This is a genomic window from Scandinavium sp., assembly GCF_036271055.1.
Classification (GTDB): domain Bacteria; phylum Pseudomonadota; class Gammaproteobacteria; order Enterobacterales; family Enterobacteriaceae; genus Scandinavium.
Genome location: NZ_DATBBJ010000081.1, coordinates 48,076 through 70,559, shown reverse-complemented (window position 1 = coordinate 70,559; position 22,484 = coordinate 48,076). Strand labels below are relative to the sequence as shown.

Genomic DNA, 22,484 nt, shown 5'->3' with positions numbered 1-22,484 from the left:
TAACCTGAACTGTCAGGCGAGCAATCACTCACGGAAGACGCATAATCGCAGATGCACCCGAAGCCGGGGAGGAGAAATGACCCGTGGCGGCCATTGGCGCTCGGGGCGTTGTGGCACGGCGGCAAGCACCGCCATCAGCAGAGCGACGGCAAACAGTGCGCCTTCAAACATCACAGGCGGCGTTGCCAACAAAGATTTGGCGCTTAGCTCACACGGCGTTACCGGCGCGTCGCTGTCGCTGCTTTGACTTTGCTGCGCGCTTTGTTGTGCCACTGGCGAGGCGTTCATCATCAGCGCGTGCAGCCCTGCCATGCGCTGCGCGGTGCAGACAAGCACCACCAGACAAGCCAGAGCGACAAGAAGGAAAGCTTTACGCTGACGTGGGATCATAAACGCCTCAATGAAATTCGAGGCTTATCATAACGGTAGAAAATGAGATGTGCTGTAAAGAAGTGTCTGCGGGGCAACATTGCCCCCTCCGACACGGAGAGGGCGACGGTCGGGATCAGTTATTAACCGGGATCACCGCGCCTTTGTATTTGGTGCGGATCCAGTCCTGAATCTCTTTCGAGTGCAGCACTTTCACCAGCTCGACGATGTCTTTTTTCTTCTCATCGCCACGATGCACGGTAATGATGTTGGCATACGGGTTGTTTTCCCCGCTCTCAACCGCAATCGGGTCGTGAACCGGGTCAAGGCCCGCGTCGATGGCGTAGTTGGCGTTAATCACCACAGCCGCACCTTCGTCGTTGTTGTACATCTGCGGCAGCAGAGACGCTTCGACATTCGGCAGGAACTTCAGTTTTTTCGGGTTCTCAACGATATCACTGATGCGCGCGGTCACTTTATCAATGCCCGGCTTCAGTTTGATTACGCCTTCTTTCTCGAAGATAGAGAGAATACGGCCTTCCTCGGATACCGCATCACGCATGATGATTTTGCCGCCTTCCGGCAGGTCTTTCAGCGATTTGTATTTCTTCGAATAGATGCCGATTGGCTCGATGTGGATAGCCCCCGCACTGACGAAATCATAATCTTTATCGCCTGCGTGGTCTTTCAGGACGCTATTCAGGTACGGAATGTGCTGGAAATAGTTAGCGTCGATTTCACGGCCTGCGAGCGCGGTATTTGGCAGGATGTAATCCTGGAAACGTTTGATTTCCAGATCGATGCCCTCTTTTGCCAGAATCGGTTTTGCCTGCTCGAGAATTTCCGCATGCGGCACGTTGGACGCGCCGACGGTCAGCGTATCAGCCCAGGAAGCAAAGCTCAGAGCGCTCAGGGTCGCGGCGGCAATCAATGTCACTGTTTTTTTCATGATGTGTGGTCCCAAAGAATTAACGTTTATCTAAAAGAGAAGTCACTACGTCGCCGCAGAACTGAATGATGAAGACAATGACCAGAATGGTCACCGTCGCCACCAGCGTGACGTCGTTATGGTTACGCTGGAATCCTTCCAGATACGCAAGGTTGCCTAAGCCGCCTGCGCCAATCACCCCTGCCATCGCGCTGTAGCTCACCAGCGCAATCAGGGTGACGGTAATGCCCGAGACCAGCGCCGGGGAAGATTCCGGCAACAGGACGCGAAAAATCAGGGTCGACAGACGAGCGCCCATCGAACGCGTGGCCTCAATCACCCCTTTGTCCACTTCACGCAGGGCGATTTCCACCAAACGCGCGTAGAACGGGGCCGCGCCGACAATCAGCGCCGGAAGGGCCGCGTCTGCTCCCAAAATGGTGCCGACAATCGCCTTGGTGAACGGAATAAGCAGCACAATCAGGATGATGAACGGAATCGAACGGAACACGTTCACCACCACTGAAATCACGCTGTACACCGCGCGGTTGTGAAACAGGCCGCCTTTAGCGGTCAGGAACAGCGCCAGCCCAAGCACAATGCCGAGGACAAAGGTCGCCACGCCGGACAACGCGGTCATGTAGAGCGTTTCTTGTGTCGCCGCCCATAGGGAATCCAGATCCAGATGCGGGAGCCATTGTTCGGTAAAAGTCAGATCAGCCACGTTTAATCACCTCGCCGTCGATATCGCTGTGCTGCAAATCCGCGAGGATGTTGTTCAGCTGTTCGTCTGTCGCCACCACATGCAGCCAAAGCTGGCCAAACACGCCGTGCGCCGTCTGGGTCATCTTGCCGTGCAAAATGTTGAAAGGCAGTCCGTAGCGCAGCGTCAGTTCACCGACGACCGGCTGATGGGTGCTGTGGCCGGTAAAGGTCAGTTTGATAACGCTGCCTTGTAGATCGTTCGCCAGCTCCGGGTTAAACGCATCGTCCTCGGCATACTGGCTGACCTGGCGCACAAACTGCTGCGTAATCGGCTGCTGTGGATGGGTAAAGACGCGGATTACCTCGCCCTCTTCCACCACGCGACCGTTTTCCATCACCGCCACGCGGTCGCAAATCTTACGTACGACGTGCATTTCATGGGTGATAAGCACGATAGTCAGGCCAAAACGGCGGTTGATATCGAGCAGTAAATCGAGAATCTGATCAGTGGTTTGCGGGTCGAGTGCCGACGTCGCTTCGTCACACAACAACACGTCCGGGCTATTCGCCAGCGCACGGGCAATGCCAACGCGCTGTTTTTGCCCGCCGGATAGCTGCGAAGGATAGGCGTTTTCGCGCCCTTTCAGCCCGACCAAATCGATAAGCTCGGCCACGCGGTCTTTAATTTGTGTCTTCGGTGCCCCAGCGATTTGCATCGAAAAGGCGATATTTTCGCTGACGGTACGTGACCACAGCAGGTTGAAGTGCTGGAACACCATGCTGATTTTCAGGCGCGCACGGCGCAGTGCTTCGCCTTTTGCCGCCGAAATATCCTGGCCGTTAATCACCACGCTGCCGGATGTCGGTTTTTCGAGCCCGTTCAGCAGGCGGATCAGGGTACTTTTCCCCGCGCCGCTGTAGCCGATGATGCCGTAAATCTGCCCCTTTTCGACGGTCAAGCTGACATCGTCAACGGCGGTAATGGGCGCTTTGCCGTGGTCAAAAATTTTGCGGATCTGGTTAAGTACAATCATTATTTTTAGATGTTTAGAGCTATAGACGTCCAGACGGTAACATTAGTTATATGAATAACTCAACAACAAAATAAGCATAGGGTTATGCCAAAATGCGATAACGTCCGCCAGTACGATTAATCACTGGCAGTTGCGGTTAAGTTTTTAGATTACGCTGAAGTGTTAACATCATGAAATAACGGGACTTATAATCATGATTATCCGCTGACAGCGGTCAGCGCACAGTGGTAATCTGCCTGCCACTCCGCAGGCCAGGAAGCAGAGCAAGCGAGCCATGAACAAACCCATTAAACGGCTGGAAATCATCAAGAATGCGATTGAGCTTGAGGACGATGACATTGTCCTGAGCCAGCTTATCCAGCTGAAAAAAGAGCCGCTCGACGACGGGCTGGATGCCATTGTGCAGGCGCTGGAACAGCGACGCTATGCGGACGCCATCACCGCTATCACGGTCTGGTTGCAGAACCAGCGGGCACTGACGACGTGGCAAGATCCGCAGATTTCAGCCAGCAAGCTCGAACTGAAAATGCTGGAAAGTGAATTGCAGGATCTGATCGATCGACGTAACGCTCGTATTCAGCGGCTGGATGAATTCAACGATTTGTACCTGACGCGTCTTGGTCCGTTGATGACCGAGATCCTGCGTCTGCGTAAAGTGCTGGCCGAGAAAATGCTGCGCCGCCAGCTGCGTGACGGCAGCCGTAGCGAACCGGTGACCGAGGAGTCTGCCCGTCAGGCCGATGCCGCAAGCCAGGACTATGAGTCGTATCGCCAGCGCCATCAGGAAGCGCAACGACATCAGGCCGCACAGGAACGGCTGGCAGAATCCGATCGCCACGAACTGAAACGCCTGTGGCGGCAGGCGAGCAAGCTGTGCCATCCGGATCTGGTGGACGATGAAATGAAAGCGGAAGCCACCACGCTGATGGTACGGCTCAATCAGGCACGCCAACGCGGGGATCTCGCCACGGTGCGCACGATCCTTGCCCGGCTGATGCAGGGCCAGCAACCGATGATGGCGAGTGTCCGCTTAAACGATCTCCAGCCGCTACGTCAGCGGATCACCGAGATCCGTCAGCAAATTCGTGCCCTCAATCTGGAATTACTGGGGCTGGAAAAAGAAAGTGCATGGCAGCTCGTCACCACACTTCGCGACCCGGAAGGGTATTTCGAGCAGCAGGAGAAAGCGATGAGCAACACCATTCGCACGCTGGAAAAGCAGATTATCGATACAGGGTTTGATGAGGTGGCGTAGCCGCCACCCGCTAGCAGTCCTACTTCTGATGCCAGTAAGCCTGAGAACGCACCAGTTGCGGGTCAATCGCGTCAGTGACAAAACCATCAAGCAGTGATTTGACCACCGCACCTTCACCCGTCAGCCAGAGGAAATAATCTTCCTGCGGCACATTCAGCGCCGTCAGTTTGTCAGCAATAGCTTGGGCGTTGTGGCCCACGATCCAGTCGATTTCAAACCCGCAATCCGCCAGATAATCCTGATATGACGCATCGCCCACCGTGACAATCGCTTTCACCTGTGGACGCTGTGCCAGCTCGCGAAGCGCTGCAAAACGGCGCAACAGCGCCGGCATACCCGACTCGTCGCACACATACAACTGCCAGGCATAATCTTGCGGAATGACCAGCGATCCGCGCGGGCCGCCGATGGTGAGCTTATCGCCCACTTTCGCTGCCATTGCCCACTGACTGGCCACCCCGCCGTCATGAATGAAAAAGTCATACGTCAGCTCGTGCTTTTCGGCGTTATACAGCGGCGTGTAGTCGCGCGATTGTGGACGCACGCCTTCTGCACAAACGATGCCTTCGTCGGTTATTGTTGGCGGCGCAAAATGGCTGCCCGGCTGCGGGAAAAACAGTTTGGTGTGATCGTCGAAACCAGGGGACTTGAATCCTTCAAGCGCTTCGCCGCCCAGCACAATACGCTGGAACGCCTGACCTACGCGCTCGACGCGCAACACGGTCAGCTCACGAAAGCGCAGCTCATTGCGCAAGCGCTGTGGATATTTTGTTTGAGGAGATGTCGTCATCGGTGGCCTTAATCAGGGGTAATCAGATAGAACTAAAAACGATGTAAATGATAATGATTGCTAATTCCCACCAAATAAAGACTTTTTTGAGCGGCTCAGGCAAAACAGCAAATAATGTTTAACGGCTATTTGCGCGGTGGCGCTTCGCTTACCGCGCCTACCGCTCGGATTTGCCAGGCCCGCTACGCCGCCTGGCAACAACTAACGCCGAATCACTTAATGCAATACCGTCACCGCATCCTGTAAACGCCCGGCGCGATGTTTCACCATCGCCGACACGTGGGCGCTCTCTTCCACTAATCCCGCGTTTTTCTGCGTGATCGCATCCAACTCTGCCACCGCGCGGGTTAAATCTGACAATCCCGCCGCCTGCTCCGACGTCGACAGGCTAATCTGTGCAATCAGCCCGGTCACGTTACGCACCTGATTAACAATGTCATCCATGGTTTTACCCGCTTCGTGTACCTGGTCCGAACCGGATTGTACTTTGCTGGCGCTGGCATCAATCAGCTTGCGAATATCGTTGGCGGCGCTGGCGCTGCGGCTCGCCAGATGGCGCACTTCTCCCGCCACCACTGCAAAACCTTTGCCCTGCTCTCCTGCGCGCGCCGCTTCCACTGCCGCATTCAACGCCAGAATATTGGTCTGGAACGCAATATCATTAATAAGCTTGGTGATCGACCCGATGCGCTGCGTGCTGTCGGCAATGTCATCCATGGTTTTTACTACCGTGTGCATCGCTTGTCCGCCATGCGTTGCCGCCGCGCTGGCGGCATTCGAGAGTTTATCCGCCGCCGTCGCGGTTTCGGCATTGTTCTGCACCGAGGCTGCCATTTGGCTCATCGTCGTCACCGTTTGCTGTACGTTCACAACGGTTTGACGAGTGCGTTCATTAAGATCGTTATTGCCCTGCGCCAGCGTTTCGCTGCCCTGCCGCACGCTTGCCACCTGACCCGACACATCGTGGATCAGCCAACGGCACATTAACCCAAGCTGCCCGACCGAACGCAGAATCAGCCCCAGTTCATCGCTGCGATTCAAATGCGTCACGCTGTTACGCTCGCCGGTCGCCACGATCAGCGCCTGGCGAGCCACATTTTCTACTGGCCGTACAATCTGCCATTCAATAAAAGCATTGCCGATGAGCAGCATCAGCGTACAGACGCTCATCGCCAACCAATGTGCATTCGTTGCCAGCAGTGACGTCGCCAACACCAGCCACAGCAACGTCATCAGCGAACGCACTCGCCAGCGCAGCGGCATTCCCGGTAATTTGCCCCACCAGCGTTGGCTGACCACCAGCCCTTTATGTACGCGCTTCGTGCAGCGCCCTTCGTTCAGCGCCTTATACAGCGGCTCTACCGCCGCAATTTCTTCTGGCTGCGCTTTGGTTCGAATCGACATATAGCCGGTGATTTTTCCGTCGCGCACCATGGGTGCTGCGTTGGCGCGAACCCAATAGTGATCGCCATTTTTACGGCGATTTTTGACGATCCCGGTCCAGGGTTCACCCTGTTGCAACGTCGCCCACATATCGGCAAAGGCGGCTTTTGGCATGTCAGGGTGTCGCACCAGGTTGTGCGGCTGACCGCTCAGTTCCTCAAGGCGATAGCCGCTTATCTTCACGAAGGTGTCGTTGGCATGCGTAATGTGGCTTTGCAGGTCGGTGGTAGACATTAAGGTCGTGTCATCGTCGAGCGGATAATCACGCTGCGTAATATTCAATAGAGCTGACATTTGCGCGTCCTTGACTCATTTAGTGGTTATTAATTTTTCTCTTAATTGTTATTTCGGCGATAACCACTTTATCTTTAATTGTTAAAGTTGATGCAGATCGCAATTTGCGTTTAAACCCCTAAATTTGGTGAGGCTTCATGCCGGTGCAGTCGCTGCACCAACATGAGGCAGGCGTTCAATAAAATGAACGTTACCGCTGCAGACGCTCAGGAGTAAAAACCGCCTAAGTGTTATGGAAATGATTAAATTTTGTAACACAAGGCCCCCTACAGGCGTTTATCCCGATTTTCGCGTTCCGCTCCTGGCTGGCGTAATCCCTGCAATACTTAAATCAGTATCATGTGATACGCGATGTCCAGGAGCATATTTTGAACAGGTTACCTTCCAGCGCCTCGGCTTTGGCCTGCAGCGCGCACGCACTGAATCTCATTGAAAAGCGCACGCTTGACCATGAGGAGATGAAAGCTCTGAACCAGGAGGTCCGGGAATACTTTAAAGAGCATGTGAATCCGGGGTTTTTGGAATATCGCAAATCTGTTACCGCAGGCGGGGATTACGGGGCCGTAGAATGGCAAGCGGGCAGTCTGAATACGCTTGTCGACACCCAGGGACAGGAATTTATCGATTGTCTGGGTGGCTTTGGTATCTTCAACGTGGGGCACCGTAATCCAACAGTGGTTTCCGCCGTACAGAATCAGCTCGCCAAACAACCGCTCCACAGCCAGGAGTTGCTCGATCCGCTACGGGCCATGCTCGCCAAGACGCTGGCCGCGCTGACGCCGGGCAAACTGAAATACAGCTTCTTTAGCAACAGCGGCACCGAGTCCGTCGAGGCGGCGATTAAGCTCGCCAAGGCGTACCAGTCACCGCGCGGCAAGTTTACGTTTATCGCCACCAGCGGCGCGTTCCACGGAAAATCTCTGGGCGCATTGTCGGCGACGGCAAAATCAACCTTCCGTAAACCGTTTATGCCGTTGTTACCGGGCTTCCGTCACGTTCCGTTTGGCGACATTAACGCGATGCGCACCGTGCTGAGTGAATGCAAAAAGACCGGTGACGATGTGGCGGCGATTATCCTTGAGCCGATTCAGGGCGAAGGCGGCGTGATCCTGCCCCCACAAGGTTATCTGCCTGCCGTGCGTAAGCTGTGCGACGAGTTTGGCGCGCTGCTGATCCTCGACGAAGTGCAGACCGGCATGGGCCGCACCGGTAAAATGTTCGCCTGTGAACATGAAAACGTGCAGCCCGATATTCTCTGTCTCGCCAAAGCACTGGGCGGCGGCGTGATGCCAATCGGGGCGACGGTCGCGACGGAAGAAGTGTTCTCCGTGCTGTTCGACAACCCGTTCCTGCATACCACTACTTTTGGCGGTAACCCGCTGGCCTGTGCGGCCGCGCTGGCGACCATCAACGTATTGCTGGAACAGAATCTGCCCGCGCAAGCGGAACAGAAAGGCGACATGCTGCTGGACGGCTTCCGACTGCTGGCGCGTGAATACCCGGATCTGGTGCAGGAAGCGCGCGGGAAAGGGATGCTGATTGCGATTGAATTTGTCGATAACGAAATCGGTTATACCTTTGCGAGCGAAATGTTCCGCCAACGCATTCTGGTAGCCGGAACGCTCAACAACGCCAAAACCATTCGCATTGAGCCGCCGCTGACGCTGACCATCGAGCAGTGTGAGCAGGTGTTGAAAGCGACGGGTAAAGCGCTGGCTGCGCTGCGGGTTTCCGTGGAGCAAGCCTGAAGATTGTTGTAAAAATTGCCCGGTAACGACGAACGTGTTATCGGGCCTTTTTAGTGCATGGCATTCCTTCCATATTCCCCTCCACTGCAAAGACATCTTCCCCCTCCCCCGCACATCCACCAACATTACGTGCTCTGCGGGCAGTAATAAATATCCGCTACCATTAGCTACACCTGCTTTTTTTAAAAAAAAGTTAAATCAGCAAGTTATAGAAAAAAACCGATCCCTCAGTAGCCTGCATGCAAACCCTTCTCAAACGATTTTTTGCTTATGTGTTTGGCCTTCAGAAAAAAAAGATGCTTTACATCAAAGTTCAGCGTCGCTTCTGACGTATAGATAAATTCAGCTCTTATGATATTTGCCGGTAAACGTTCTATCCTCCGAAGCGCGCGAAATCTGAATCTTCGTAACTGGCTTAAGAAAGTGAATAACCAAACTTTCACAAATTCAAAATCAGCATAAATCCACTAAACAGTTAGTGGATACATTTATTAAGCGAGAGTACTACCTGCAATAAAGAGAGAGTAAAGCGTTAAATACGAAAACCTTCAGTTGATTGATTTTGGTTAAGTCCTATTCGATGTATTATGGGCTTGATGACTTTTTAGACTACGGATGACAGGAGTTTAATGCATGGACAACAACGAAAGCCATTCTTACCATCGCCCCATTTGGGATGACAACGGAAAGTTTCACTACGACCTTGTATCTCAGCCTAAAGAAAAAAATCATGTGGCTATTTGTCTCATGCCGCCAAAAAAAGTGATCCCCGTTATTTTTATTCCAGGGGTGATGGGGTCAAACCTGAAAAATAGGGGCGATGAAGTCTGGCAGTTCAGTGCTTCATCGCTTAAAAAATGGCCTACTGCCAGCCCGGAAAAAAGGAAGTTTCTACTCGATCCTAATACCACCACTGTTGATGACAGCGGAGAGATTTTTAACGACGGGGCGGATGGCAAAAAATTCACTTCGCGCCGCGCCCGCGGATGGGGAAGCGCGTTTTACAAAAGCTACGGCGAGGCGCTCGACCGGCTGCAATACCTGCTCAACGACGACGACATTCTGATGGATAATTATTTCAGGGATGAACAATTACAGACCGCTCGGCAGCGATTTATCGGCGTCAGGATTGGCGACGAGCCGGTGGAACAGGTGTTGAACGAAGAAGAAGCCGCACACGGCCACAAGTTTTTATACCCGCTGCACGTTTTTGGTTATAACTGGCTGCAGTCCAATGCGGACTCGGCAACGTTGTTGGGAAAATATATCAGGAAGGTGCTGGAGACTTATCCCGGTCGTCTGGCAGTGGAAAAGGTCATTCTGATCACCCACTCAATGGGAGGGCTGGTTGCCAGACATTACTCTGAAAACATGAACGGGCAGGTGGATATTCTCGGGATTGTGCACGGCGTGATGCCAGACCTTGGTTCACCGGCAGCCTATCGGCGAATGAAAATCGGTGAGCGCGGTATTATCGGGATGATTATCGGGAATAATGCAGAAAAACTGATGCCGGTGCTGGCACAGTCACCCGGTCCGTTACAGCTGCTGCCGGGCACAGCCTATAGAACGGGCTGGCTAAAAATAGAGAACAGCAGTACCCGGACGTCCCTGCCGGTGGCCGATCCGTACGAGGAAATTTACCTGAACAAAACAGACTGGTGGCGGCTGTGTGAACAGGATTTACTGCTGGGGGATACTGACAGTGAATGGGCTGCTTTTGTTCAACGGATAAAGAACCCAGTTAAAAAATTCACCGAGAATCTGGACCGTAAATACCATCCCTGGACCTGGCTGTTTTACGGTGCCAGTGCAGACAATCCGTCGGATGCCTTCCTGACATGGAAAGAGCGTATCCCTGAGCGTATGAAGGAGGCGCAGAGGGTCCGGGAAAAGGCCGGCAATCCCGTTGCGCTGTCCCCGGTAAGAGCCTCAGAGCTTATCTCATCCGCAAGCCCCGGCGACGGCACCGTGCCGGTCACCGCGATCCGGACCACCTCCCCGCGTATTCATGCCGTGCTGGCGACCGATGTTGACCATGAAGGGGCCTTTGCCGTAGACCCGGTGAACCGCTCCCGCTCGGTTTACAGCGACCTGTCCGATGCCATGGTGTTCACCGTCCGTTCGGTGGTAAAAATCGTGCAGCAGGTACCCGCCCCATGAAAAAATTCTCTCTTTCCCTGCTTATCACGCCGGCCCTGCTGCTGGCAGCCGCAGGATTTTATATTCACAACTATGTGACGTTTGTGCATACGCCCCCGGCGTTAACTGACAAGGAAAAACGTATGGTCGATACCCTGTTTACCACCACCAAATCCCAGTGCGTGGGGCGCTATCTGTTTGAGGTTCCCGCCTCCTTTGAAAACACCCAGAAGGACCGTGCTCAGATTAATGAGGTGAATATCAGCAGCAAGCGCCTGTACCGTCCGGCATTTGAGCAGCGTATCCGGCTGCGGGAGCAGGAACTGAAAAACAGTCAGACTGTCGATCCTATCGATCAGCCTTTTCTGAAACAGGTGTACCGGCTGAGTGATAACGCAGTCATATTTGACCGTAATGTAAACGGGAGTGAAGCAGGATATGGCCGTGTTCTGGAAGGACACCTGTACGTTAACGGGGTGGCGTTCATCCTTACTAAGGAAATCACTGATTTATCTGATCCGAAGTATCGAAAAGATAAGGAGGATTTTATCAAGGCTGGCGTTAAAGAAGATTACCTTAACACCAAACTTCAGAAGCTGGCAGAGCTACAGGATTTAATGTCCCGCCTGAGCGGGCGAAAAAATGATGAAATACCCACTCAGCCAGGAACCTGCATTTCGGAAGGGTTTATCCGCGACGGCAAAGCGAAGCCGAAGGAAGATATTACCTTTATCTATCCGCATAATTCGGTCTTTTCCTTTGTTGCCTGGAGCAATAACGCCCTAAAAGAAAGCACAAACATGCTGGAACGAAACAGTGAAATTCAGTCTTATATCAACAGTATAAATGGGCGGACGCTACGGAAAGGAAAAGTACAGATTGCCGGCTTTGATGCCAGTGAATGGTTAATCACTGCGCCGTCAGAAAAATTACCCGATAACCCGTCAGCACAATTATTATTTACCGCTGCAGCCAATGAGAAAACGGCGGACTTTACGCATCCCAATCTTGATTTGACATTAAGTAATCATGCCCTGCCCCCGCCGGCTTACAGCGATGCCGAACTGCTGGAAATATGGGATCGCATTACGCGCTCTTTCCGCATAAGGAACAATGCGTTCTGAGTGAAATTTGCGCGTAAGTGATGTTCAGGGTGTTAACCATGTTGTCGGATAACTCTTTTTACAGAGTATGTCCGATGCCCTGATGTTCACCTTCCGCTCGGTGGTAAAAATCGTGCAACAGGTGCCTGCTCCATGAAAAAATTCTCTCTTTCCCTGCTTATCACTCAAGATCGGGTGCAGGAAGCGCGCGGCAAAGGGATGCTGATTGCGATTGAGTTTGTCGATAACGAAATCGGTTATACCTTTGCGAGCGAAATGTTCCGCCAACGTATTCTGGTAGCCGGAACGCTCAACAACGCCAAAACCATTCGCATTGAGCCGCCGCTGACGCTGACCATCGAGCAGTGTGAGCAAGTGTTGAAAGCGACAGGTAAAGCACTGGCTGCGCTGCGCGTTTCCGTGGAGCAAGCCTGAAGATTGTTGTAAAAATTGCCCGGCGGTACTGGGTTTGCGCAGGCCAACAGCGCATATCAGTGCCGGATGGCGCTGCGCCTTATCCGGCCTACAAAACCGTAGGCACGCTAAGCGTAGCGTCACCGGGCAGTTTCTTTATACCACCCGCACACCCAGCGGCATGGCGCGTTCGGCGGTCAGTAATACGCTTTCACTGCCATCATCCGTTTCGGCACACAGCAACATACATTCCGACACTTCCCCGCGCATTTTGGCTTTTTCAAGATTACACAGCACGACGACCTGCTTACCCAACAACTCCGCTTCGCTGTAGTACGGCACCAGGCTGGTGACGGTTTGTAGCTGGCGCTCACCGATATCAATCTGCACGATATACAGTTTGTCGGCATTGCCATGACGTTTTACATCCACAATTTTACCGGTGCGCATTTCCAGCCGCGCAAAATCACCATAAGCTACCGTTTCCATGTTTACCTCAAGTAAATGTTTACTAAAAATATCACACCATAAGCGCCCATCACGATCAATGGATTTTTACTAAATACGTGGGATTCATTACAATAGCGACAGAGCTAACATTTACTCCCGCACTGAGGGAACTCATGGCAACATTGAAAGATATCGCAAAGGAAGCAGGCGTGTCGCAGGCCACGGTGTCGCGCATTCTCAACGACGACCCGACGCTGAATGTCAAAGAAGAGACGCGGCATCGCATTCTGGAAATTGCTGAAAAACTTGAATATCGCGGCAGCAGCGCGCGTAAAAGCCTGGTGCATCACGATGCCTGCCATCATGTACTGGCGCTGTACAGCTACCGTCAGGAGCTGGAAATCAACGATCCTTACTATCTCGCTATTCGTCATGGCATCGAAACACAGTGTGAAAAACTCAATATCGGTTTGAGCAACTGCTATGAAAATCAGGGGCTTCCTGACGTAAATAAGATCAGCGGGATCCTGATTGTGGGCAAGCCCACGCCGCAAACCCGTCAGGCGGCAGAAGCGCTCAGCGACAATATCTGCTTTATCGATTTCCACGAATCCGGCTCCAGTTTTGATTCAGTGGATATCGATCTGGTGCGCATCAGCAAAGAGGTTGTCGATTTCTTCGTGACCCAAGGCGTTAAGCGGATTGGCTTTATCGGCGGTGAAGATGAGCCAGGAAAAGCAGACATCCGCGAGAAGGCGTTTGTCGAATACGGGCGTCTGAAAGGCGTGGTATCAGAGAAGGATATCTGGCGCGGCGGGTTTTCCAGTTCCTCTGGCTATGATTTGGCGACCAAAATGCTGGCGCAGAAAGACTTTCCAGAAGCGCTGTTCGTCGCCTCGGATTCCATCGCTATTGGCGTGTTGCGGGCTATCCATGAGAAAGGCCTCACTATGCCGCAGCAGATAAGCCTTATCAGCGTAAACGATATTCCCACGGCCCGTTTTACCTTCCCACCGCTGACTACCGTGCGCATTCATTCTGAAATGATGGGCAGCCAGGGCGTTAACCTGCTGCTCGAAAAAGCGCGCGATGGCCGGGCGCTGCCGTTGCAGGTGTTTGTCCCGAGTCGTCTGAAGCTGCGCGGCACCACGCGTTAAGTCTCTGTTCCTCTGCCCGGTAGCGCGATGCTTACCGGGCAATATCCCCTCTCCCCCAAAACTATTTTCGTGATCCGCTTAACTCATTTCGGTTTTACTGATTTTATTTAGTAAAATATTTACTAAACTCCCCAGCAATGATGTTTTTACCCACAGGGAGATGACATGAACCGCTGGGAGAATGTTCAACTTACGCACGAAAACCGGCTCCCGCCGCGCGCGTACTTTTTTGCTTATCACGATTTCGACCAGGCCCGCAGCTTTGCCCGCGAGGCCAGCAGTCATTTCCTGCTACTGAGTGGGCAATGGGCGTTCCGCTATTTTGACCATCCGCTTGAGGTCCCCGAGGAATTTCCTCACCAGCGAATGAACGACTGGGGCCAGATTAGCGTCCCGGCGATGTGGCAACTGGAAGGCCATGGCAAATTACAGTATACCGACGAAGGTTTTCCCTTCCCGATTGATGTGCCGTTCGTGCCGAGCGCCAACCCGACCGGCGCCTATCAGCGCGAGTTTACCCTCGGCGAAAGCTGGGACGCGCGCCAGACATTAATCAAATTCGACGGCGTCGAAACCTATTTCGAGGTCTATGTTAATGGTCATTACGTTGGCTTTAGCAAAGGTAGTCGCCTGACCGCAGAGTTCGATATTTCCGCTTACGTTCACACAGGCGACAACCTGCTGTGCGTCAAAGTCATGCAATGGGCTGACTCCACCTACATTGAAGATCAAGATATGTGGTGGACGGCGGGGATTTTCCGCGACGTTTATCTCATCGGCCGGGCGCTGACCCATATCGACGATTTTACCGTTACGACTACTTTCAACGATGACTATCTCGATGCGACTCTGGCCTGCCACGTCATGTTGGAAAATCTGACCGCACAGGCAGAATCCGTCACCCTCGACTATCAGTTGTTCGACAACGAACGCTGTCTTTATCAGGGCACGACGCATGGCACCGTCGGCCAGCGGCTGGCAATGGATTTCAGTCTCGATGTGCAGCACCCCAAACAATGGTCAGCCGAAACGCCGCACCTTTATCATCTGTTGCTGACCCTGAAAAACGCCGAAGGCGGCATTATTGAAGTCGTGCCGCAGCGCGTCGGTTTCCGCGATATTCAGGTCCGTGACGGCCTGATGTACATCAACAATCATTATGTGATGCTGCACGGCGTCAATCGCCACGATAACGATCATTGCAAAGGCCGCGCGGTGAGCATGGATCGGGTTGAAAAAGATCTGATCCTGATGAAGCAGCACAACATCAACTCGGTGCGCACCGCGCATTACCCTAACGATCCGCGTTTTTACGAGCTGTGCGATCTTTACGGCCTGTTCGTGATGGCGGAAACCGATGTGGAATCACACGGTTTCGCCAACGTCGGCGATCTGAGCCGCATTACCGACGATCCGACGTGGGAAAGCGTCTATATCGAGCGCATCGTACGCCACGTTCAGGCACAGAAAAACCATCCGTCGATTGTCATCTGGTCACTCGGTAATGAATCCGGCTACGGCTGCAACATTCGCGCAATGGCCCGCGCCTGCAAGGCGCTGGATGCCACCCGCCTGGTGCATTACGAAGAAGACAGAGATGCCGAAGTGGTGGATATCATCTCCACCATGTACACCCGCGTGCCGCTGATGAATGAGTTCGGCGAATATCCACACTCGAAGCCGCGCATAATTTGCGAGTACGCCCACGCGATGGGCAACGGCCCCGGCGGCCTGAGCGAATACCAGAACGTGTTGTATCGTCACGATTGCCTGCAGGGGCATTACGTCTGGGAGTGGTGCGATCACGGTATTCAGGCACAGGACGCTGACGGCAACTTGTTCTATCAATACGGCGGGGATTTCGGCGACTATCCGAACAACGCCAATTTCTGTCTCGATGGCCTGATTTATTCCGATCAAACCCCGGGTCCTGGCCTGCTGGAATACAAACAAGTTATCGCCCCGGTAAAAGTCCACGCCGTCGACCTCACTCGCGGTGAGCTGCGAGTAGAAAACAAGCTGTGGTTCAGCAACCTCGACGACTACAGCCTGCGTATTGATGTCAAAGCCGAAGGCGAACTCATCCATACTCAATCGCTGAAAATCATTGGCCTCGCGCCAAACAGCGCTCGCACCCTGCACATCGATCTACCGGAAACCGACGGCCGGGAAAGTTGGGTGAACGTCTACGTCACCAAAGACTCTGCGACGACTTACAGCGAAGCGAACCACCCTATCGCGCAATACCAGTTCGCGTTCGCTCCACGCACTTTGGTTGCCATTCCGTGGCTATCAGACAGTGCAACGCCGCTGGTCATTCGTGATGAACGCCTGGCCTGTACCGTGAGCGGGCACAACTTCCGGATGGTGTTCTCGCGTTTGAGCGGCAAACTCACATCCTGGCAGGTGAATGGCGAAGAATTGATTGCCGCAGAGGGCGAAATCAACTTCTTCAAGCCAATGATTGATAACCACAAACAGGAATATGAAGGGCTGTGGCAGCCGAACCACTTGCAGATTATGCAGGAGCATTTGCGCACCTTTACCGTTGAGCGCGATGGCGATGACGTCTGCCTCACCAGCGAAAGCATCATCGCACCGCCAGTATTTGATTTCGGCATGCGCTGTACTTATCGCTGGCGTGTGACCCCGGCAGGTGCGCTGAGCGTTGAGCTCTCAGGCGTGCCTTATGGCAACTATTCGCACATTATCCCCTGCATTGGCTTCACACTTGGCATCAATAGCAATCTTAACCAGGTGACGTATTACGGGCGTGGGCCGGGTGAAAACTATCCCGACAGCCAGCAGGCGAATCTGATCGACGTCTGGCGCAGTAATGTTGATGCCATGTTCGAAAATTATCCGTTCCCGCAGAACAACGGCAATCGCCAGCAGGTGCGCTGGGCCGCGCTGACCGATCGCCGTGGTCACGGCCTGTTAGTGGTGCCACAAAAGCCCATCCATTTCAGCGCCTGGCCTTACAGCGGCGAAGCTATCCACGCCGCGCGCCACTGCAACGAACTGGAGCGCAGCGGTCACATCACCTTAAACCTCGATCACCAACTGCTGGGGCTCGGGTCTAACTCCTGGGGCAGCGAAGTGCTGGACAGCTGGCGCGTGCGCTTCGATGCCTTCCGCTACGGCTTCACCCTGCTGCCAACCCACGGCAACGTGCAGACTCAGGCGTTTCATCTCACTCCTTCAGCCGCCGAAAGCGAGGCCGAATAATGGACATTATCAATAATCTGGAAGAGTTCAGCCGCCGCTATCACGGTGGGCGCAAATGGCAGCGCTGCGTAGAAGCCATTAACAACATCGACCGTATCCACCCCGGCGTCGCGCATTCGATTGGTGATTCGCTGAGTTATCGCGTGACGACGGACAGCACCACCGATGCGCTGTTCCTGGGGCATCGCCGCTATTTCGATGTCCATTACTATCTGCAAGGCGTGCAAAAAATCGAGTTTGCGCCGAAATCGCAGCTTCAGGTGGTGGAGTGCTACCGCGATGAAACCGACCGCGAGTTTCTGAAAGGCTGCGGCGACACGGTGCAAGTACATGAAGGTCAGATGGTGATTTGCGACATAAATGAAGCCTACCGTTTCATCAGCGACGGCGCGGTGAAAAAGGTGGTGCTTCGAGTCACCGTTGAAGACGGCTATTTCCATAACAAATAAAAAAATCCGGCGGCGCCGATGTAGCGCCGCTATCCTCCCTGTATCCGGAGATTCGTTATGTCAGAGTCCAAGCGTAATACGATTGGCAAGTTCGGCCTTCTTTCGCTGACCTTTGCCGCTGTTTTTAGCTTTAACAACGTCATCAACAATAATATCGAGCTAGGGTTGGCGTCTGCGCCAATGTTCTTCCTGGCAACGCTGTTCTACTTTATTCCGTTCTGCCTGATTATCGCCGAGTTTGTCTCGCTGAATAAAAACTCCGAGGCGGGTGTTTATGCCTGGGTAAAAAGTTCGCTCGGCGGGCGCTGGGCGTTTATTACCGCCTATACCTATTGGTTCGTGAATCTGTTCTTCTTCACTTCGTTATTACCGCGCGTCATTGCCTATGCTTCCTACGCATTTCTTGGCTATGAGTACATTCTGACGCCCTTTGCGACCGTGGTGCTCAGCCTGGTGCTGTTTGCTTTTTCGACGTGGGTCTCGACCAACGGCGCAAAAATGCTGGGGCCGATAACCTCCGTGACTTCCACGCTGATGCTGCTGCTGACGTTGTCTTATATTTTGCTGGCCGGTGCGGCGCTGATGGGTGGCGTGCAACCTGCGGATCCGATTACCGTGGATGCGATGGTTCCGAACTTTAACTGGGCGTTCCTCGGCATTACGACGTGGATCTTTATGGCCGCAGGCGGCGCGGAATCGGTGGCGGTGTACGTCAACGACGTGAAGGGCGGATCGAAATCCTTCGTCAAAGTGATCATCCTCGCGGGGATCGTCATCGGCGTGCTCTATTCCATTTCCTCAGTGTTGATCAACGTCTTTATCAGCAGCAAAGAGCTGAAGTTTACCGGCGGCTCGGTGCAAGTCTTCCACGGTCTGGCGGTTTATTTCGGTTTACCAGAAGTGTTGATGAACCGTTTTGTCGGCCTGGTTTCTTTCACCGCGATGTTCGGATCGCTGCTGATGTGGACTGCCACGCCAGTGAAAATATTCTTCTCCGAAATTCCGTCCGGTATTTTCGGTAAAAAGACCGTGGCGCTAAATGAAAACGGCGTGCCAGCGCGGGCGGCGTGGATCCAATATTTAATTGTTATTCCGCTGATGATTATTCCAACCCTCGGCTCGAATACCGCACAAGATTTAATGAACACGGTGATTAATATGACCGCCGCCGCCTCGATGCTGCCGCCGCTGTTCATTATGCTGGCCTATCTCAACCTACGTCGTAAATTAGACCATCTGCCACGCGATTTCAAAATGGGTTCGCGCACTACAGGCATGGTAGTGGTGTCGATGCTGATTGTGATATTTGCCATTGGCTTTATTGCTTCCACCTTCCCAACTGGCGGCAATATTCTGACGATTGTCTTTTACAACGTCGGTGGCATCGTCATATTCCTTGGTTTTGCCTGGTGGAAATACAGCAAATACGTCAAAGGATTATCCAAAGAAGATCAACGGACTGAAGCCTCTCCTGCTTCAACGATTTCCTGATAACGCCAGAATTCGACAATGAAAATAACACAATCTGTTTGTGGGGCACTCGCTGCCCTCTCTTTTTGCAACCCGGCGATGGCAGTGGAAGAAATTCGACCGGCGGAACATGACGACACCCGAACGCCTGAGCTTTCGGCTACCTCGTTTCGTTTTTATGGCGAAATGGGCATCGGCGGCTATATGGATCTCGAAGGCCCGGAGAAACATAAATACAGCGACGGCACCTACATCGAAGGCGGGTTGGAAATAAAACACGGCTCGTGGTTCGGTCTGATTTACGGCGAAGGCTGGACCGTACAGGCCGACCATCAGGGCAACGCCTGGGTGCCCGATCACAGTTGGGGCGGTTTTGAAGGCGGCCTGAACCGCTTGTACGGCGGTTATCGCACTGACGACAGCACCGAAATTATGCTCAGCCTGCGCCAGGATTCATCGCTCGATGACCTGCAATGGTGGGGCGATTTCACGCCGGATTTGGGCTACGTCATCCCCAACACTCGCGACATAATGTACGCCCTGAAAGTACAGAATCTGACGGGCAAACTGCGCTACAGCGTGACGGCTACGCCCGCCGGGCATCACGACGAAAGCAAAGCCTGGCTGCACTTTGGCAAATACGATCGCTACGACGATAAATACACTTATCCGGCGATGATGAACGGCTATCTGCAATATGAATTCATCGAAGGCGTGACGTGGATGAACGGGCTGGAAGTGACTGACGGCACCGGGCAACTTTTCCTGACGGGGCTGCAATCGTCTAATCTGGCTGCCCGCGCCTGGCATCATACCGGGCGTGCCAACGGTCTCAGCGAACCTGGCACCGAAACGGGCTTTATGGCCAGTGCGATGATTGAAGCGGTGAAAGGTCTCTATTTCTCAACCGCCTGGAGCTACGCCAAACACCGGCCCGACAACGCCGCTGACGAAACCACTTCGTTTATGCAATTCGGCATCTGGTATGAATACGGCGACGGGCGCTTTGCTACTGCTGCCGACAGCCGCTGGTACATGAAAACGGCCTCCGGTGATCCGAGCGATCAAGTTTTCCTGATGCAATATTTCTACTGGTAACAAGGACATGACCATGAAAACCACCTTTTCTCTCGCCCCGCTGGCCTGCGCGCTGTTACTGAGCCTGACGGCACACGCGACCACTGCCGACCAGTATAAAAACGTCATTAACCGCGTCGGTGCGCCGCAGTTTATGCAGGATTTCGACAACGACGACCACCAGCGCTTTAGCCCGTTCTTCGATCTCGGCGCGTGGCATGGGCATCTGCTGCCCGACGGCCCCGCAACGATGGGAGGCTTTCCCGGCCCCGCGTTGCTGACCGAAGAATACATCAACTTTATGGCCACCAATTTCGACCGACTGACGGTGTATCGCGGCGGGAAGAAAGTCGATTTCTCGATGCAAGCCTGGAGCATTCCTGGGGCGTTAATCCAGACACTGACCGCGCCCGGCGTGAAGATCGAGATGACGCTGCGTTTCGCCAGCGTCCGCACTTCGCTATTGGAAACACAAATAACCAGTGACACACCGCTGGTACTGCAATGGGACGGCGAGCTGCTGGAAAAACTGCAAGCCAAAGACGGTAAAGCAGTTTCCGATAAAACCATCGACGGTACTTTCCCGACCTATCATCGCCGTCTTGTCGCCACGCAGGATGGCGTGAACGTAACCTTCGGCAAAGTGCGTTCCACATGGGATTTACTGACCTCTGGTGACTCACAATATCAGGTGCATAAGTCGATCCCGGTTAAAACGACCGTCGATGGACATCGTTTCACCAGTACCGCCCGCGTGAACGGTTCGACGACACTCTGGACCACCTATTCTCACCTGCTGACCACCGAGGATGTGAGCCACGAGAAAGCACAAATTCGCGATATTCTCGCCCGTCCGTCACACTTCATGCGTGCTTCAGAGCAACGCTGGGAAGGGTATTTACAACGTGGGCTGACCAACCCGGACGCTACCGCACAGCAAACACGAGTGGCAGTGAAAGCCATCGAAACGCTGAATGGCAACTGGCGCTCACCCGGCGGCGCGGTGAAATTCAATACCGTGACGCCATCGGTCACCGGGCGCTGGTTCTCCGGTAATCAGACCTGGCCGTGGGACACTTGGAAACAAGCGTTTGCGATGGCGCATTTCAACCCGGATATCGCCAAAGACAACATTCGCGCGGTCTTCTCCTGGCAGGTGAAAGCCGACGATAAAGTGCGTCCGCAGGATGCGGGCTTCGTGCCGGATTTAATCGCCTGGAACCTGAGTCCGGATCGCGGCGGTGACGGCGGCAACTGGAACGAACGCAACACTAAACCAAGCCTCTCGGCATGGTCGGTGATGGAAGTTTACATAGTCACCCAGGACAAGGCGTGGCTGGAAGAAATGTACCCGAAACTGGTGGCCTATCATGACTGGTGGTTGCGCAACCGTGACCACAACCATAACGGCGTGCCGGAATACGGTGCGACCCGCGATAAAGCGCATAACACCGACAGCGGCGCGATGCTGTTCACCGTGAAAAAAGGCGATAAAGAGCAGACACTCTCCGGCCTCGAAAACTATGACGCCACCGTGAGCAAAGGCCAGTACGACAGCCTGCAAATTCCGGCGCAGGTGGCCGCATCATGGGAGTCCGGACGCGACGACGCGGCGGTATTTGGTTTCATCGATAAAGATCAACTTGATAAGTATGTGCAAAACGGCGGCAAACGCAGCGACTGGACGGTTAACTTCGCCGAAAACCGCGATGCTAACGGCACGCTGCTGGGCTATTCACTGCTGCAGGAATCGGTCGATCAGGCGAGCTACATGTATAGCGATAACCACTATCTGGCGGAAATGGCGACCATCCTCGGCAAACAGGAAGCTGCGGCCCACTATCGCCAGCTAGCGGATAAACTCGCGACCTATATCAATACCTGCATGTTCGATGCCAATACGGACTTCTATTACGACATTCGCATTGAAGCTAAGCCGCTGGCGAACGGGTGCGCGGGAAAACCTATCGTTGAACGCGGCAAAGGCCCGGAAGGCTGGTCGCCGCTGTTTAACGGCGCGGCCACGCAGGCGCACGCCGACGCAGTGGTGGCAGTCATGCTCGATCCGAAAGAGTTCAACACCTTTGTCCCGCTAGGTACGGCGGCGTTAACCAGCCCAGCGTTTGGCGCGGATATTTATTGGCGCGGGCGTGTATGGGTCGATCAATTCTGGTTTGGCCTGAAAGGCATGGAGCGTTATGGGCATCGCGATGCGGCACTGAAACTGGCGGACACCTTCTTCCAGCACGCCAAAGGGCTGACCAGTGACGGACCGATTCAGGAGAACTACAACCCGCTGACCGGGGCGCAACAAGGCGCGCCGAACTTCTCATGGAGTTCTGCGCATTTGTATATGTTGTATAACGATTTTTTCCGTAAGGAGTAGTTTTTCATTGCCCGGTGGCGCTACGCTTACCGTGCCTACGGT

17 protein-coding genes and 1 pseudogene are annotated in these 22,484 nt (G+C 53.7%); 11 read left to right on the top strand and 7 right to left on the bottom strand.

The features are described 5' to 3' along the window. Nucleotides 1–24: 24 nt before the first annotated feature. The 4 genes from VH187_RS18585 to VH187_RS18570 all read right to left on the bottom strand — a co-directional run bounded on the left by VH187_RS18585 (nt 25) and on the right by VH187_RS18570 (nt 3,036). Entirely contained in the window at nt 25–390 is a 366-nt protein-coding gene (locus tag VH187_RS18585; RefSeq protein WP_329702933.1) for a copper resistance protein, read from the bottom strand. A gap of 115 nt (nt 391–505) precedes the next feature. Next, nucleotides 506–1,318 carry a MetQ/NlpA family ABC transporter substrate-binding protein gene (locus tag VH187_RS18580; protein ID WP_329702932.1) on the bottom strand — a complete coding sequence of 271 codons (813 nt, stop codon included), beginning with the start codon at nt 1,316–1,318 and terminating at the stop codon, nt 506–508. A gap of 19 nt (nt 1,319–1,337) precedes the next feature. Further along, nucleotides 1,338–2,012: a methionine ABC transporter permease gene (locus tag VH187_RS18575; RefSeq protein WP_329702942.1), complete on the bottom strand. Its 675-nt coding sequence runs from the start codon at nt 2,010–2,012 to the stop codon at nt 1,338–1,340. A gap of 1 nt (nt 2,013) precedes the next feature. Further along, on the bottom strand, nt 2,014–3,036 hold the full coding sequence (locus tag VH187_RS18570; protein WP_329702931.1) for a methionine ABC transporter ATP-binding protein: 1,023 nt from the start codon (nt 3,034–3,036) through the stop codon (nt 2,014–2,016). Between the two features lie 274 nt (nt 3,037–3,310). Here VH187_RS18570 and VH187_RS18565 point away from each other — a divergent pair, with 274 nt between their 5' ends. Next, the gene (locus VH187_RS18565; RefSeq protein WP_329702930.1) at nt 3,311–4,291 is read left to right on the top strand and encodes a DNA repair protein; all 981 of its coding nucleotides are present in this window, start codon (nt 3,311–3,313) and stop codon (nt 4,289–4,291) included. A 19-nt stretch (nt 4,292–4,310) separates the two neighbouring features. Here VH187_RS18565 and VH187_RS18560 read toward each other — a convergent pair whose 3' ends face one another. Together VH187_RS18560 and VH187_RS18555 are read right to left on the bottom strand one after the other, a co-directional pair. Further along, nucleotides 4,311–5,081 carry a siderophore-interacting protein gene (locus tag VH187_RS18560; RefSeq protein ID WP_329702929.1) on the bottom strand — a complete coding sequence of 257 codons (771 nt, stop codon included), beginning with the start codon at nt 5,079–5,081 and terminating at the stop codon, nt 4,311–4,313. 216 nt (nt 5,082–5,297) lie between these two features. After that, a complete protein-coding gene (locus VH187_RS18555) occupies nt 5,298–6,818 on the bottom strand; it encodes a methyl-accepting chemotaxis protein (protein ID WP_329702928.1) in 1,521 nt (506 codons plus the stop codon). A 368-nt stretch (nt 6,819–7,186) separates the two neighbouring features. On the opposite strand from VH187_RS18555, the gene ygjG reads away from it, so the two are divergent. The 4 genes and pseudogenes from ygjG to VH187_RS18535 form a co-directional block, all read left to right on the top strand. Continuing rightward, nucleotides 7,187–8,566: a putrescine aminotransferase gene (gene ygjG, locus VH187_RS18550; protein ID WP_329702927.1), complete on the top strand. Its 1,380-nt coding sequence runs from the start codon at nt 7,187–7,189 to the stop codon at nt 8,564–8,566. 633 nt (nt 8,567–9,199) lie between these two features. Beyond that, entirely contained in the window at nt 9,200–10,729 is a 1,530-nt protein-coding gene (locus VH187_RS18545; RefSeq protein WP_329702926.1) for an esterase/lipase family protein, read from the top strand. Further along, complete coding sequence (locus VH187_RS18540; RefSeq protein WP_329702925.1) at nt 10,726–11,832, top strand: T6SS immunity protein Tli4 family protein; 1,107 nt, start codon at nt 10,726–10,728, stop codon at nt 11,830–11,832. Before VH187_RS18545 ends, VH187_RS18540 begins: the two co-directional genes overlap by 4 nt. Nucleotides 11,833–12,000: 168 nt before the next feature. After that, nucleotides 12,001–12,246, top strand: a pseudogene (locus VH187_RS18535) (putrescine aminotransferase); the annotation flags it as partial. 135 nt (nt 12,247–12,381) lie between these two features. Here the strand turns inward: VH187_RS18535 and VH187_RS18530 are convergent. Continuing rightward, nucleotides 12,382–12,714: a tRNA-binding protein gene (locus VH187_RS18530; protein ID WP_329702924.1), complete on the bottom strand. Its 333-nt coding sequence runs from the start codon at nt 12,712–12,714 to the stop codon at nt 12,382–12,384. Nucleotides 12,715–12,848: 134 nt separating this feature from the next. Between VH187_RS18530 and ebgR the strand changes: the two genes are divergently transcribed. The 6 genes from ebgR to ygjK all read left to right on the top strand — a co-directional run bounded on the left by ebgR (nt 12,849) and on the right by ygjK (nt 22,442). Then, entirely contained in the window at nt 12,849–13,832 is a 984-nt protein-coding gene (ebgR, locus tag VH187_RS18525) for a transcriptional regulator EbgR (protein WP_329702923.1), read from the top strand. 165 nt (nt 13,833–13,997) lie between these two features. Further along, on the top strand, nt 13,998–17,060 hold the full coding sequence (ebgA, locus tag VH187_RS18520) for a beta-galactosidase subunit alpha (protein ID WP_329702922.1): 3,063 nt from the start codon (nt 13,998–14,000) through the stop codon (nt 17,058–17,060). Continuing rightward, on the top strand, nt 17,060–17,509 hold the full coding sequence (locus VH187_RS18515; RefSeq protein WP_329702921.1) for a beta-galactosidase subunit beta: 450 nt from the start codon (nt 17,060–17,062) through the stop codon (nt 17,507–17,509). The genes ebgA and VH187_RS18515 overlap by 1 nt, the downstream gene beginning before the upstream one ends. A 57-nt stretch (nt 17,510–17,566) precedes the next feature. Then, entirely contained in the window at nt 17,567–19,000 is a 1,434-nt protein-coding gene (locus tag VH187_RS18510) for an amino acid permease (RefSeq protein ID WP_329702920.1), read from the top strand. Nucleotides 19,001–19,018: 18 nt separating this feature from the next. Continuing rightward, the gene (ygjJ, locus tag VH187_RS18505; RefSeq protein ID WP_329702919.1) at nt 19,019–20,077 is read left to right on the top strand and encodes a protein YgjJ; all 1,059 of its coding nucleotides are present in this window, start codon (nt 19,019–19,021) and stop codon (nt 20,075–20,077) included. A gap of 13 nt (nt 20,078–20,090) precedes the next feature. Beyond that, on the top strand, nt 20,091–22,442 hold the full coding sequence (gene ygjK, locus VH187_RS18500; protein WP_329702918.1) for an alpha-glucosidase: 2,352 nt from the start codon (nt 20,091–20,093) through the stop codon (nt 22,440–22,442). Nucleotides 22,443–22,484: the final 42 nt, after the last annotated feature.

What these genes read in the sequence shown, in the direction of transcription:
- VH187_RS18585 (WP_329702933.1), bottom strand. Translation starts at nt 390, where the DNA reads ATGATCCCACGTCAGCGTAAAGCTTTCCTTCTTGTCGCTCTGGCTTGT.
- VH187_RS18580 (WP_329702932.1), bottom strand. Translation starts at nt 1,318, where the DNA reads ATGAAAAAAACAGTGACATTGATTGCCGCCGCGACCCTGAGCGCTCTG.
- VH187_RS18570 (WP_329702931.1), bottom strand. Translation starts at nt 3,036, where the DNA reads ATGATTGTACTTAACCAGATCCGCAAAATTTTTGACCACGGCAAAGCG.
- VH187_RS18565 (WP_329702930.1), top strand. Translation starts at nt 3,311, where the DNA reads ATGAACAAACCCATTAAACGGCTGGAAATCATCAAGAATGCGATTGAG.
- VH187_RS18560 (WP_329702929.1), bottom strand. Translation starts at nt 5,081, where the DNA reads ATGACGACATCTCCTCAAACAAAATATCCACAGCGCTTGCGCAATGAG.
- VH187_RS18555 (WP_329702928.1), bottom strand. Translation starts at nt 6,818, where the DNA reads ATGTCAGCTCTATTGAATATTACGCAGCGTGATTATCCGCTCGACGAT.
- VH187_RS18545 (WP_329702926.1), top strand. Translation starts at nt 9,200, where the DNA reads ATGGACAACAACGAAAGCCATTCTTACCATCGCCCCATTTGGGATGAC.
- VH187_RS18540 (WP_329702925.1), top strand. Translation starts at nt 10,726, where the DNA reads ATGAAAAAATTCTCTCTTTCCCTGCTTATCACGCCGGCCCTGCTGCTG.
- VH187_RS18530 (WP_329702924.1), bottom strand. Translation starts at nt 12,714, where the DNA reads ATGGAAACGGTAGCTTATGGTGATTTTGCGCGGCTGGAAATGCGCACC.
- ebgR (WP_329702923.1), top strand. Translation starts at nt 12,849, where the DNA reads ATGGCAACATTGAAAGATATCGCAAAGGAAGCAGGCGTGTCGCAGGCC.
- ebgA (WP_329702922.1), top strand. Translation starts at nt 13,998, where the DNA reads ATGAACCGCTGGGAGAATGTTCAACTTACGCACGAAAACCGGCTCCCG.
- VH187_RS18515 (WP_329702921.1), top strand. Translation starts at nt 17,060, where the DNA reads ATGGACATTATCAATAATCTGGAAGAGTTCAGCCGCCGCTATCACGGT.
- VH187_RS18510 (WP_329702920.1), top strand. Translation starts at nt 17,567, where the DNA reads ATGTCAGAGTCCAAGCGTAATACGATTGGCAAGTTCGGCCTTCTTTCG.
- ygjJ (WP_329702919.1), top strand. Translation starts at nt 19,019, where the DNA reads ATGAAAATAACACAATCTGTTTGTGGGGCACTCGCTGCCCTCTCTTTT.
- ygjK (WP_329702918.1), top strand. Translation starts at nt 20,091, where the DNA reads ATGAAAACCACCTTTTCTCTCGCCCCGCTGGCCTGCGCGCTGTTACTG.